13 protein-coding genes are annotated in these 12047 nt (G+C 68.9%); 8 read left to right on the top strand and 5 right to left on the bottom strand.

The features are described from left to right. Positions 1–125: 125 nt before the first annotated feature. On the top strand, positions 126–347 hold the full coding sequence (locus MFF40_RS20720; RefSeq protein ID WP_147856925.1) for a DUF6894 family protein: 222 nt from the start codon (positions 126–128) through the stop codon (positions 345–347). Between the two features lie 72 nt (positions 348–419). Next, positions 420–641, top strand: coding sequence for a hypothetical protein (locus MFF40_RS20715; RefSeq protein WP_147856924.1), 222 nt, complete (start codon positions 420–422; stop codon positions 639–641). A gap of 230 nt (positions 642–871) precedes the next feature. On the opposite strand, the gene MFF40_RS20710 is transcribed toward MFF40_RS20715, so the two are convergent. After that, positions 872–2569: a methyl-accepting chemotaxis protein gene (locus tag MFF40_RS20710; protein ID WP_238262030.1), complete on the bottom strand. Its 1698-nt coding sequence runs from the start codon at positions 2567–2569 to the stop codon at positions 872–874. A gap of 481 nt (positions 2570–3050) precedes the next feature. Here MFF40_RS20710 and MFF40_RS20705 point away from each other — a divergent pair, with 481 nt between their 5' ends. Both MFF40_RS20705 and MFF40_RS20700 read left to right on the top strand, forming a co-directional pair. Then, positions 3051–3335 carry a hypothetical protein gene (locus MFF40_RS20705; RefSeq protein ID WP_238262028.1) on the top strand — a complete coding sequence of 95 codons (285 nt, stop codon included), beginning with the start codon at positions 3051–3053 and terminating at the stop codon, positions 3333–3335. A gap of 440 nt (positions 3336–3775) precedes the next feature. After that, on the top strand, positions 3776–4084 hold the full coding sequence (locus MFF40_RS20700) for a hypothetical protein (RefSeq protein ID WP_147857332.1): 309 nt from the start codon (positions 3776–3778) through the stop codon (positions 4082–4084). A 25-nt stretch (positions 4085–4109) separates the two neighbouring features. Here the strand turns inward: MFF40_RS20700 and MFF40_RS20695 are convergent, their stop codons facing one another. Continuing rightward, positions 4110–5135 carry a glycosyltransferase family 2 protein gene (locus MFF40_RS20695; RefSeq protein ID WP_147897941.1) on the bottom strand — a complete coding sequence of 342 codons (1026 nt, stop codon included), beginning with the start codon at positions 5133–5135 and terminating at the stop codon, positions 4110–4112. A 196-nt stretch (positions 5136–5331) separates the two neighbouring features. On the opposite strand from MFF40_RS20695, the gene MFF40_RS20690 reads away from it, so the two are divergent. Then, positions 5332–6174, top strand: coding sequence for a family 16 glycosylhydrolase (locus tag MFF40_RS20690; RefSeq protein ID WP_238262026.1), 843 nt, complete (start codon positions 5332–5334; stop codon positions 6172–6174). 267 nt (positions 6175–6441) lie between these two features. Here MFF40_RS20690 and MFF40_RS20685 read toward each other — a convergent pair whose 3' ends face one another. Then, entirely contained in the window at positions 6442–7179 is a 738-nt protein-coding gene (locus MFF40_RS20685; protein WP_147856799.1) for a sugar transferase, read from the bottom strand. Between the two features lie 187 nt (positions 7180–7366). Here MFF40_RS20685 and MFF40_RS20680 point away from each other — a divergent pair, with 187 nt between their 5' ends. Further along, the gene (locus tag MFF40_RS20680) at positions 7367–7519 is read left to right on the top strand and encodes a hypothetical protein (protein WP_187193450.1); all 153 of its coding nucleotides are present in this window, start codon (positions 7367–7369) and stop codon (positions 7517–7519) included. Positions 7520–7903: 384 nt separating this feature from the next. After that, the gene (locus MFF40_RS20675) at positions 7904–8983 is read left to right on the top strand and encodes an acyltransferase family protein (protein WP_238262024.1); all 1080 of its coding nucleotides are present in this window, start codon (positions 7904–7906) and stop codon (positions 8981–8983) included. An 11-nt stretch (positions 8984–8994) separates the two neighbouring features. On the opposite strand, the gene MFF40_RS20670 is transcribed toward MFF40_RS20675, so the two are convergent. After that, on the bottom strand, positions 8995–10242 hold the full coding sequence (locus MFF40_RS20670) for an acyltransferase family protein (protein ID WP_187278117.1): 1248 nt from the start codon (positions 10240–10242) through the stop codon (positions 8995–8997). A 791-nt stretch (positions 10243–11033) separates the two neighbouring features. Here MFF40_RS20670 and MFF40_RS20665 point away from each other — a divergent pair. After that, positions 11034–11780 (top strand): hypothetical protein, encoded by a 747-nt coding sequence (locus MFF40_RS20665; RefSeq protein ID WP_147856605.1) that lies wholly within the window; start codon positions 11034–11036, stop codon positions 11778–11780. On the opposite strand, the gene MFF40_RS20660 is transcribed toward MFF40_RS20665, so the two are convergent. After that, positions 11752–11991 (bottom strand): DUF6894 family protein, encoded by a 240-nt coding sequence (locus MFF40_RS20660; protein WP_147856604.1) that lies wholly within the window; start codon positions 11989–11991, stop codon positions 11752–11754. The two genes, MFF40_RS20665 and MFF40_RS20660, sit on opposite strands and share 29 nt — an antisense overlap. Positions 11992–12047 lie beyond the last annotated feature (56 nt).

Here is a 12047-nt window from a genome sequence, read left to right as displayed (position 1 = left end):
GCAAGAGACCAGGCAGCCTAAAAGCTAAGTCTTTTTCTCTTCTATTAGGCCGGATCTTACGGGGTTTAGACGGAGACGATCGCAGGGACGAACTCTCTCGAGGATTTTCGTAGGGGAGAGCCCGTTTGGCCGCACGCTTCTACTTCGAGCTTGCCAACGCCGAGATCACGCTCCACGACCCGACGGGCGTCGAGGCCGCCGACCTCGAGGAAGCCCTGTTCGAAGCGCGCAGCGTCATCGCCGAGATGGCCGACGAGATCGCCGAGGCGCATCCGGGGCCGCCCTGGACCCTGCTGGTGCGGGACGAGGCCGGATGGCTGGTCGGGCGCTTTCCGATCCGCAAATGAACCGGCGCGCGGCCTTTACCGGTTGTTAACCCTTCGTTCGGAGGATCGGGACGCCTTCGATCAGGGACAACCATGGCCAGACCGACGTCCTCGCCCGATCCGCGCGTCGCCGCGCTGGCCGACGCCACCGCCGCCGGCTTGGCGCAAGCCGCGCAGGCCCTGGCGGAGAGCGGCGATCCCGAGACCGCCGAGGCCCTGCGCGCGATGGCGCGGCACAACCGGGTCGCGGCGCTCAAGCTCCGGACGATGCCGGGCGTCATGCAGGACCGGATGGGCCTGGCGCGTACCGCCTGAACCCGGGCGATCCTGCGGCCCGGACCACACTCTTACCGCACGACGGATCGAGCAGGCGGCTCACCCCGCCCGGCGAATCCCCCGGCAGACCGCGCGCCGTCTGGTCGGTCGCGGCTCGACCCGCCGAAGGACGCACGCCCACCGTCTCCCACGCTGGGCCAGGGCGGCCCTGAAGGGGGGCGGATGAGGGACAGCATGGCGGGTTGGAGCGCCCGAACCGCCCGGCGCCGTCACGCCGCCCGCATGGTGGCCAGGAAGCGGTCGACCTCGGCGGCGAGCCGCTCCGATTGGCGGGACAGGCCGGTCGCGGCCGAGAGGACCTGGCCGGCGGCTTCCCCGGTCTGCTCGGAGGCGCCCGCGACACCGACGATGTTGCTGGTCACCTCCTTGGTCCCGGCGGTCGCCTGGGCGATGTTGCGGACGATCTCCCGCGTCGCCGCCCCCTGTTGCTCGACCGCGGCGGCGATCGAGTTCGCCACCCCGTTCAGTTCGCGGATCCGGCCGGTGATCGTGCCGATCGCCCCGACCGCCTCGCCGGTGACGCCCTGGATCCGGCCGATCTGGCTGGCGATCTCCTCGGTCGCCTTGGCGGTCTGGCCGGCCAGCTCCTTCACCTCGGAGGCCACGACGGCGAAGCCCCGGCCCGCCTCGCCGGCGCGGGCCGCCTCGATCGTGGCGTTGAGCGCCAGCAGGTTGGTCTGGCTGGCGATCGCCGAGATCATCTGCACCACGTCGCCGATCCGGGTGGCCGCCGCGCTCAGCTCGGCGACCAGGGCGGCGGTCTGGTCGGCCTCGCCGACGGCCCTCTGGGCCAGATCGGTGGACCCCTGCACCTGCCGGCCGATCTCCTGGATGGAGCTGCCGAGTTCCTCGGTGGCGGCCGCGACCGTGGTGACGTTGGCTGCCGCCTCCTCGGCCGCCGTCGCCACCGCGCCGGATTGGGTGCCGGCCTCCTGGGCGATGTCCGTCATCGCCCGGGCTGTGGCCTGCAGCTCCGTGGCCGAGGACGCGACCTGCTCGACGATGCCGGCGACCGCCTGCTCGAAGCCCTCGGCCAGGTCCAGCCGGGCGCGCCTGCGCTCGGCGGAGGCGGCGGCATCGGCGGCCCGCTTGTGCTCGGCCTCCTCGGCCGCCCTGCGGGCGACGCTCTCCTTGATGCGCTCGACCGCGCGACCGACCGCGCCGATCTCGTCGCCGCGCCGCGCCTCCGCGATGGTGGCGTCGATCTCGCCCTTCGCCATACGCTGCAGGACGGCCACGAGGCTGCCGAGGGGCCGCGTCACGCCGAACACGATGATGGCGCCCGAGAGGGCCAGGGCGGCGAGCAGGCCCGCAGCCACCGAACCGATCAGGACGAGACGCGCCTGCTTGGCCGCGGCCTCGGTGGCGTTCTTTCCGTCGGCGAGCCGGGCATCGACCCGCCCCTCGTAGACCCGCGCGGTCTGGTCGAACCGCTTCGCGACCGGCTGGCTCGTCACCATGGCCAGCTGCGTGGCGGCAGCCCGATCGTTCTTCAACGCGAGCGCGTTGGATCTGTCGAGGACGTCGTAATACTCCCGCGCGATCGTGCCGATCTCGAGCAGCAGGTCCCGCACCTCCTTCTTCAGCGCGCCCGCGGCGAGCGTCGCGATGTCGTCCGCCGTGCCCTTCACCGCGTCGCGATACGCCTTCTCGAAGTCGGACATCTCGTTGTCCGGCTGACCGATGATGATCGCGCGGTTCATCAGGCCGGCGGTCTGCACGTTCTGCCGAACCCGCGAGAACGCCTCCAACCGCGCGACGTAATAATCCACCAGCACGTGGTTACGCTCGGTGATATCCCCCAACATACTGAGCGTATAATAGGTTGTCCCGACGCTCATGAACGCCATGATAAAGATCGGCACGCACATTTTGTACGCAATCTTAAATTTCTCGAATATTTTCATATGGAAAGATTCTCGGATTTCTCGTTGTGTCGAGTTTAAAATCCGAAACCAGGATCAATCAAGCGGCTTGACAGGGTAATTTTTTGCGTATCACTATGAAACTAAATGAAAAGTCGCCTTGCGATTTAAGTGAAAAACACAAGAATGGAATTTCGACGAATAAATTTCCATCAAGAGCACGGATTTTATGACCAGGCATTTCTAAACAACAAAATACTGGGCGAAATGTCGTGATGACGGCCCGAATAATTTGGTACGCATGCCCAATGCGATGCCATCTCCTCATCCCCGGGCGCGACATCCTCCATCGGCAGCGACCGAATCAGTATCCGCCGTGCGGACATGCGATCAACAGCCATAAATTCAATAAAAATGCCCGCACAAGTATTTTTGTTGATTGTTCACACCCGAACAGCCTGGTAGATTTGCAAGATAGAACTTGACAGGGAACTCACGCGCCGTGCCCCCGACAGACAGCGAGATGAGCGAGATGAGCGCCGGCCTCGCGCTCGATATGGTCGGTCGCGCCTATCTCGCCCTGGCCCTCCTCTACGAGACCGCACATCCGGGCGAGTTCGACGGCGTCCAGCAGAAGATTCGCGCGTTCGTCGAAGACAATTTCCGCATCATCCAGGAGACCAGCGGCCGCGAGACCCTGGCAGCCGGGACGGTCGAGGGCGCGGCCCACTTGGTGAACGGCATCTTGGTCGAGGTCGAGAGCAAGATCGCGACGATGATCCGGCCGACCCGCTCCATGCGCGGCTGAGCCGCGCATGGAGCGCACGCGACACGACCGGCCGTGCCGGCTGAGGCCCGTATCAGGGCCTACCCCCCGATCCCGACGATGATCACACCGCGGCTTTGATAGGGGGCCATGCACGCGCGCTCCGGTGCGGGAGAGGGGGCCCGCGCGTGATCCGCGTCCGTGCCGCCAGGCCCGATCCGGGCATCCGGTAGCCCTCGTCATGGAACGCAAGCGGAGCGGACGTCGCCCAGAGGCCCTCCGGCCGGCCGCGCGAGCCCCTGTCGCCGATCGCGCGCGGGGCGTCCGGCCGACGAATACCGGACTGTTGCAGTTGAGCCATGAGGCCGTGATAAATCTCGCGCTGCGCTTGGGCGGCGACATTGGCCCTAGTCCGAAGCATCGACAGTGTTAATAGAGCATGTTAGTCCCCGACTAGGGACGGAAACAAGATTATCGACGCGATGAAGATCAGCGATGATTGTGACCAGGGCTCACGTAGTGCGGATGTAGCACTCGAGGTTTTGGCGCGGGCCTATCATGCCCTGGCAGTCGTCTATGAACTCTCGAGCCCCGGCGCCTACCTGGCACTGCATGGAAAGATGATGCCGTACCTGCTGGACAGTTTCCGGAACGCCGAGGCGGCGCGGACCGGCGATCCGCACACCGCCGCGTTGTTCAGCGCCGCGCTGGAGCGGGTCCGCTGCGCGCTGGACGACGTCCAGTGCGACGTCTCGGCCGTCCGGTCCCGGACCGGCGAGCGCGATCGCTGACGACGCCGGCGACGGCGGCGCGATCTCAGGGCGCCGGCGTCAGGCGCTCGCCCGGCCCGAACAGCAGGCGCGGGGCCGTATCCCCGGCCACGGCCCGGTTCGGGATCAGCCGAGCCAGCTTGGCCTCCAGGGTCTGGGACGCTATGTGCCGCCAGGCCCGGGGGGCGTGCAGCAGCTCGCGCAGGGCCGCCGCGTAGCCGTGCGAGCGCCGGCGGTCGAGGACGCGCCGGTGCTGCCATTTCCGCATCGTGGCGTCGCGATGGGCCCGCAGGGCCTTGCGGGCGTCCGGCATCAGGTCCGGACGGGCCAGCATCGTCTCGTCGAACGCAATGATCGCCGCGAGATCCTCGGTCCGGTGCTGCGCACTCAGCGAATCCGCGCGCTCGATCGCCACGTAGCCGCACGGCGCGGTGACGGAGAACACGGCGCCCGCCGCCAGGGCCTCGACGTAGAGGGCGTAATCCTCCCCGAGGCGCAGTCGCGCGTCGTAGCGCAGGCCGTGGCGCTGCAGGAACGACCGGCGCATGATCGGCTTGAGGAACCCGAGTTCCCGCCGGTGCTCGCCCGCGCGTCCGATGTTGCCGGAGACGAACCCCGCGAGCGACAGCGCTTTCGGCTGGCCGGGCCCGGTCACGAGGCTCCCGGCCGCGGCCGCCGCGCTCCCCCGGACCAGGATGATGTCGTCGGCGATCAAGTCCCAGCTGCGGGGGGCCGACAGCAGGCGGCCCAGGCGCCCGTCGAGGAAAGTGTCGTCGGCATCGAGGACGCAGAGCAGCCGCGCGGTCGCGACCGCCAGCGCCGCGTTGCGGGCGGCGGCCGGTCCGGCGTTGCGGGTCAGCCGGAGCAGCTTCAGCCGGCCGGTCCCGTCGCCGGCGGCCTCGGCGGCGGCGCTGGTCCGGTCCGTCGAGGCGTCGTCGACGACGATGACCTCGGCGACCTCCGGCTGGCGCAACGCCGAGGCGACCGCGGTGGCGATGGTGGCCTCGGCGTTGTGCGCCGCGATGACGACGCAGACATCCGCTCCGTCGCTCTGGGCCTGGACGCTTCGCACCGGACGACTCCGAAGACTCTCCCCGCCCGGCGGGGGCCGGGCGGCCATCCCGCACGCTAGGCGGCCTGCGCGCGGGACGCGACATCGTCCAAAAGGAGGGCGCGGGCGCCGGATCCGCTCGTCCGAAAGATTACCGCCGCCGCGGCCGGGCGCGCCGATACTGCGCCGGATTCCGTGAACCGCCCAAGGCGAGACGATGAGCATGACGAGACCGCGCCGCCCGATCCGCACCGGCTGCCTGGCCGCGGCCCTGCTGCTGCCGGTCCTGCCGGTCGCGGCCGGGGACGATCCCGCCCCGGCCACCGGCGACGCGCCGGCCTTCCGGGGCGGCGGCTCCTTCGTGGAGACCTTCGCGTCCCTCGGCGATCGCCGCTGGTACGTGGCCGACGGCTGGGTCAACGGCGACTTCCAGAAGTGCACGTGGTCGCGCCAGCGCGTGCAGATCCCCAGCCCCGGGGCGCTGACCCTCACCCTGGCCGACAGCCCCTACAAGGAGCGCGCCTTCAGCTGCGCCGAGATCCAGACCCAGGAGCGCTACGGCTACGGCACCTACGAGGTCCGGATGCGGCCGGGCGCGGCCTCCGGCCTGGTCTCGGCGTTCTTCACCTATAACGGCCCGAACGACGGCGACCGCCGGACGAACGACGAGATCGATTTCGAATTCCTGGGCAAGGACACGAAGGGCGTCCAGCTCAACTATTTCACCGGGGGCGCCGGGCAGCACGAGAGCGTCGAGGCGCTGGGCTTCGACGCCGCGACGACCATGGCCGACTACGCGCTCGAATGGCTGCCCGACCGGATCCGCTGGTCGGTCAACGGCCGGCTGCTGCGCGAGGTGCGGGCCGCGCCCGACCGGCCGATCCCGTCGCACCCCGGCAAGATCATGCTCAGCATCTGGACGGGCCAGGGCCGCGACTTCGAATCCTGGCTCGGGCCGGCCACCTATCCGGGACAGCCGGTCTCCGCCGCCTTCGAGCGCGTCGCCTTCACCAAGCTGGGCGACCCGTGCGGCTTCAAGGGCTCGATCGTCTGCCGGTAGGGCGGCACCACGCCGCCGGCATATTTCGGAACCTGAACGAAACATTAACCTTGTCCCCCGCAGGCTCATGATTGCGGTCACTGCGGGGCCAAGTTCGATGTCCGGGTTCAGCCTTCTCATCGCTGTGTATGCGGTCGGCTTCGTGGAGTTCTGGCGCCTCTGCGTCGTGGCGCCCATGGACCAGGACGACCCGGCCTGAGGGCCTCCCCGACGCAGCGCACATCCCCCCTCACCGGCGCCTGAACTGCGTCCCGCCGGATCGCGGCGCTACTTGCTGCCGCGCTGGGCCAGCACCGCCGGAATGGTGCGCAGCATGATCGCGATGTCCCGGCGCAGGCTCCAGCGGCTGGCATAATCCAGGTCGAGGGCGACGCGCTCGGCGTAGCTGGTGTCGGAGCGGCCCGAGACCTGCCACAGCCCGGTGACCCCGGGCGGCACGGAGAAGCAGAGCGTGAACGCCGTCCCGTAGCGGACGACCTCCCCCTGCACGATCGGGCGCGGCCCGACCAGGCTCATCTCGCCGCGCAGCACGTTCCAGAGTTGCGGCAGCTCGTCGAGGGAGGTCTTGCGCAGCACCTGGCCCAGGGTGGTCACGCGGGGATCCCGGGTGAGCTTGTGCGTCGCCTCCCACTCGGCCCGGGCCTCGGGATGCGCCGCCAGGTGCGCGGCCAGGACCGCGTCGCCGTTGGCGATCATGGACCGGAACTTCAGGCACCCGAACGGGCGCCCGTGCCGGCCGAGCCGCCGGTGCCGGAAGATCGGCGCGTGGCCGTCGCTCGCCCAGATCAGCAGGGCGATGAACAGCAGCAGCGGCAGCAGCAGACACAGGGCCGTCACCGCCACCCCGGTATCGAGCATGCGCTTGGTCGCCCAACCGAGCCGGGGCCCGAAGCGCGCCGGAGAGGCCGTCGGCAGCGTCTTGACCAACGCTTCGTTGATCGTCTCGACCATATGGTGCGGCGACGACGGTGTGATGGAGGTCGGGGTCCCAACCGGGCGCAGCATGGCGGCGGCTCCTCACTCGGTGCGAAAGGTGGATGCGACAGTGCGAGATGCGAGCGGAACCCGCGGGCCGGTGCGGCCGGGACGGGAACAATATTTGACACGCGAAAGTCTTGAGCCGTTGGCACAGTCGAAAACTTGCGGGATAAAGCCAGAGCAGCACGACCGAATCACCAGTGGAGATAAGTAATTGCTGGTCCTTCTGGTCTTCGCTGCGCTGATCGGGGGCGCGATCGGTTTCGCGGTGGGCCTGCTGCAGGGCTGGCTGGTCGCGTTGCTGGCGGCCCAGGCCGGAGCCGCGATCGGCGTGGGCCTCGTGGTCCTGCTCGGGATGCGGCGGTGAGCACCCCGGCCCGGCGGAGCCCCGAATCCGCGCCGCGTGCGGCGGGCTCTCGGAACGGTCTGTGGCATGGCGTGCCGCAAGACATCGCGCTGCACGGCATCGCGTCGTCTGCAAACCGGTGTGTGTGAGCGATGACCGTTCACATCAGTGTTCCACCCGGAATCGGACGGGCCATCGCGACCATACCCCACTTCGATATTGTTAAACAACCCTAAACACGAAGGGTCTAAGGCCGAATACAGCAATGCGGCAGATGTTCAGGCCACCCGGCCTACGCCGATCGAGGTAGGCCGCCCCCACGCCCGGCCGGCCTAGACCGGTCGCTCGATCCGCTCCGACCGCGCCCGCGCGGCGGGACGGGCTCCGGCATCGGACGAGGCGTGCATGGTCCCGGCAGAGCGCCGCATCATCGGGTTCGACGGCCTGCGGGCCGTGGCCTTCCTGATGGTCTTCGTCAGCCACAAGGCGCCGAGCCCGCGCACCGAGGCGCTGGGCAGCGCCGGGGTCTGGCTGTTCTTCGTGCTGAGCGGCTTCCTGATCGTCCGCATCCTGGCGGCCGCCCGCGGGCGCATCGAGGCCGGCGCGGCGACGCCGATGGACAGCCTGCTTGCGTTCTACCGGAACCGGTTCGCCCGCATCGTGCCCGTGTATTACGCCTTCCTGTTCGTGCTCTATACCACCCGGCTGGGCAGCCCGCTGAACCTCGGCGACGACGCGTTCAAGCTTTCGACCTGGCTATACCTGACCAACGTCTATATCGAGCGGAACGGCTGGGGGACGGAGCTCGGCCATCTCTGGAGCCTGGCCGTCGAGCAGCAATTCTACCTCCTGTTCGCGCCGGCGGCCCTGTTCCTGCCCCGGCGCCGTCTCGGGGCGCTGTGCGGCGCGCTCGTGGGCGCCAGCGTGCTGATGCATGTCGCCCTGTGGTCGGCCGGCGCCTGGCCGGTCAGCTTCGACGTCGACACGGTGGCCAATCTCGGGCTGATCGCCCTGGGGGGTCTGGCCGGCCTGCGCACGCAGCCCCTGCCGGGCTGGCTCCGGAGCGACGCCGCCCTGCTCGGCGCGCTCGCCCTGTTCCTGGCCCTGCCGCTGCTCGCCGGGGAGACCGGCCGGTGGCTGATCCTCGGGCGGCTCAGCGGGATCCTGGCGGCGCTCGCCCTGCTCCAGATCGTTCAATCTCCGGGCCACCGCATCGTCGCACTGCTGGACGGCGCCTGGCTGCGCCGGATCGGCGTCATCAGCTACGCCGCCTACCTGTTCCACGTGCCCCTGCATGCGGAGCAGGTGCTGGCGGCCGTCGGCCTGCACCTCGCCGGGCCGCGCTCGGTCACCCTGGCGCTCGACCTGGCGCTGACCCTGCTCCTGGCGGAGGCGTCGTGGCGGCTCCTCGAATCCCCGGCCCGCCGGATCCTGCGGGCCCCGCCCCGGGCGGCCCGGCGCTCCGCGCTGATCACTCCATTGTAGACGTCAGGGATTCAAAAGGTCTTCGACCTTTTGCGGGTGCGGGGCGGAGCCCTGCGAACGGGCGACGCCCAACTCCATCGGGACGCCGTCCCGAACCCTGCCAACGGGCTCGCCCTTTGGGATCCCGTACCTCTCCGCGAGACGGCCGAGACCAGGGCCGCAGCCAGCGGGCCGAGGCGCTTTCGCGCGCGCAGGGCCGGGCTTTCGATGCCGTGCCACGACGCGGCGGCGGCGAGGAGCGTCGGGCCGATGGCCAGCAGGACCAGCGGGGCCGTCGAATCGAGCCCGGGGAACAACACATACACCGCGTTCAGGATCGGGCAGTGAGACAGGTACAGTCCGTACGAGTAGTCGACCTTGTACGGCCCGAGCCGCCCTCCGAAATCGCTGACGCCGATCGCGACGGCGATGTAGGCCAGGCCGAGTCCCGACAGGGCCGGATCGGCCAGGTGCCACCGGTCCGGGCCGAGCCCGTAGACGAGGCCGCACCCGGCCACCGCCGCCGCGAACAGCCGGCCATCGAGCGGCACGGCGTGTCGCCAGACATACAGCAGGCAGCCGCTGAGGAAGGTCGAGAACAGGATCGCGCCGCGGCCGAGGAAGAACAGGCGGAACAGCCCGTTCCGCTCGAACAGGGGCAGCACCCCGCAGGCGGCCAGCAGGGCGGGCGTGACCGCCAAGGCGACGAGTACGGCCAGGAGCACCCGGGGCCGCCGCAACAGCCCCGCCACGATCAGGGCCGCCGCCAGCCCGTAGCAGGCGAGTTCGTACGCGAGGGTCCAGAGCGCGGCGTTGACGATGCCGGGCTGCCCGTTCTGGGTGAACACCCCGGGCAGCTGCGCGCGGAACAGGCCGATGCTGTTCGCGCAATACTGCCAGACCCCCGGCTGCGCGAAGTAGGCCGCCGGGGCGTCGGTGGAAAACACCGGCCCGATGACGAAGGCCGTGACCAGGGTCACGGCGGTGAGGGCAGGCAGGATCCGCACGGCGCGGTTGACCAGGAACGGTCCGGCCGGGAGCCGCGACGCGCTTCCCGCGACCAGGAAACCGCTGACGCCGAAGAACAGCGGCACGAGGCTGCCGGTCAGCGGCGACAGCGTATCGGTCCAGAGCGTGCTGCCCACCGTGGCGCCGGCATGGAACAGCATGACCAGCAGCGCGAGCACCAGGCGCAGGGTATCGAAGCCGGCGCCGTAGCCGCCGCCGGCCGCGAGCGCGCCTCCGATCGTCCGCCCGCGACGGGTCACCTGTTGACGCATGAGAGAGCCTCGCACGGACACGCGCCGGGGCGCGGCGCCTCCGATCCATGCCACCGGTTCGCCCGGGGCGAGGGACGGCCGCAGCCGCGCAAAAGGAGGGATCCCGCGCCGGATCCGCCGCCTGGGGTGCGGCTGCCGTCCACCCTTGGCGGGGCGGGCCTCCTCCGAAGGGCGTAGCCGGGCGGGATTTTGCCCGGACAAGCGACCGCGTGGCGCAATCGGCTTGCAGGCGCCCCTGTTCCAATGGGGGCCACACGCGATGGCGGCGTGCATCGACCCTGCATATGAATAGAAAATACGCAGCCGTGACACAGGCATGAGGCGGCACAAGCCTCAGCAACGCCCAAGATCTGTCAGAAAGCACAGCCGAAAAATCCAAATCTCGATCCGGGCGACATCTTTTTCTTGACTCGTGAAAGCTTCGCGCTCCCTATGGACGTCAGCGAGGCACGGAGCCGCGAGCCGGCTCGTCCTGGATCATGATGATCCTGAGCGCGGCGTTGACGCGGGATCTCCCCTCCCCGACCGTGGTCCTGACCTGTCGCGCCCAGTCGCGGCGGTTTGGCCGCCAAAGCGGGCGTATGGGCATGCGGGAGGGATCGATAGATCCGTCGATCTGACGCGTCGTCGATCGAGAACGCACCATCGCGCGGTCTCGGAGACGGGAACGTCCCCGCCTCTGCGTCGCGGGTCGATGGACCGATGATGGCGTCCGAGAACCGCCTGCATGTCTTTCACGACGCGGAGGGCACGGTCTCCGTGCCCGAGCGGAACCGTTCGGAGGCGGGGCAATGACAGCGGTCGGGTCTGTGACGTCCTCTCCATCCACCGCGCTGACGCTGTTGCAGGTCGACACCTCCGTGAAGCCTCGCTCGGCACAGGAGGAGGCTGAGACCGATCCGGTATCGTTGTCAGCCGTGACGGCGCTCCAGGTGCTGGATCCGCGCTCCGCCCTGACCCTGTCGACGCAGGCCAGCGATGCGATCCTGTCGGTGCTGCACAAGCATCCGCGGCACGCCGGCAACGTCCACCTGGTCGGCGGGATCGACGAGAGCGCGATGCTCACGGACGAGGTTTTCGCCCAGACGATCGCGGACACACCTGCGCACTACACAGAGGTCATGAAAGGCTTGGGGGCGACGCGCTGGGTCTGGCGCCCCGAAAGCCACCTCACGGGCATCGACTTCTTCAAGGGCCTGTCCAGGGCCATTCCGCGCGAATACAAGAATCCCGATTCGATGTCGTATGCCCTGTTCGTGGAGAAGACCGCCAAAATTCTGGATGCGATCGACACGCCGAGCGCCAAGATCGTGTCGGGGTATTACGACATGTACAATGACAAGAACGAATACATCGGAACGGTCAGGCGGACCGAGTGCGATCCCGCCTATCTCGAAGCCTTCAAAGCCGAGAACCCCGCCTTGCACATCGCGCCCGTCTTTTTCGGCAACGATGCCGTTCTCGTCATCTGGCCCGAAGCGTCCGCCGGAGCGATCGGCCTCGAGTCGCTCAGGCGTCTGAGGCAGCGCTCCGGCTGATCGGCAACCGCGCCACCACTATCCCGGCGGCGTCCCGCACCACGAGCGTCCAGCCGCCACCGAGGTTGTGGGCGCAGACGTCGTCCGCCATCTCCCGGATGACGCTGCGCGCCTCGGCCAGGGCCTCGGTCAGATCGGTGGCGTCCACGCCCTCGTGGTCGCGGATCGTCTCCCTGCCGTTCTCGACGTCGAAGTAGAACCGGATGGGCAAAGACGATCCCCCGTGATTGATGCCCTCGGAGGGCCGTCCCGTCCTGGATGCGCGGC

Origin of the sequence: Methylobacterium mesophilicum, assembly GCF_022179445.1 — a bacterium.
Classification (GTDB): Bacteria; Pseudomonadota; Alphaproteobacteria; order Rhizobiales; family Beijerinckiaceae; genus Methylobacterium; species Methylobacterium mesophilicum.
The sequence above is the reverse complement of the archived record's forward strand: the minus strand, read 5'-3'. Positions and strand labels throughout refer to the sequence as shown.

Coding starts and splice junctions, on each gene's coding strand:
- MFF40_RS20715 (WP_147856924.1), top strand. CDS start 420: ATGGCCAGACCGACGTCCTCGCCCGATCCGCGCGTCGCCGCGCTGGCC.
- MFF40_RS20710 (WP_238262030.1), bottom strand. CDS start 2,569: ATGAAAATATTCGAGAAATTTAAGATTGCGTACAAAATGTGCGTGCCG.
- MFF40_RS20705 (WP_238262028.1), top strand. CDS start 3,051: ATGAGCGAGATGAGCGCCGGCCTCGCGCTCGATATGGTCGGTCGCGCC.
- MFF40_RS20700 (WP_147857332.1), top strand. CDS start 3,776: ATGAAGATCAGCGATGATTGTGACCAGGGCTCACGTAGTGCGGATGTA.
- MFF40_RS20690 (WP_238262026.1), top strand. CDS start 5,332: ATGAGCATGACGAGACCGCGCCGCCCGATCCGCACCGGCTGCCTGGCC.
- MFF40_RS20685 (WP_147856799.1), bottom strand. CDS start 7,179: ATGCTGCGCCCGGTTGGGACCCCGACCTCCATCACACCGTCGTCGCCG.
- MFF40_RS20675 (WP_238262024.1), top strand. CDS start 7,904: ATGGTCCCGGCAGAGCGCCGCATCATCGGGTTCGACGGCCTGCGGGCC.
- MFF40_RS20670 (WP_187278117.1), bottom strand. CDS start 10,242: ATGCGTCAACAGGTGACCCGTCGCGGGCGGACGATCGGAGGCGCGCTC.
- MFF40_RS20665 (WP_147856605.1), top strand. CDS start 11,034: ATGACAGCGGTCGGGTCTGTGACGTCCTCTCCATCCACCGCGCTGACG.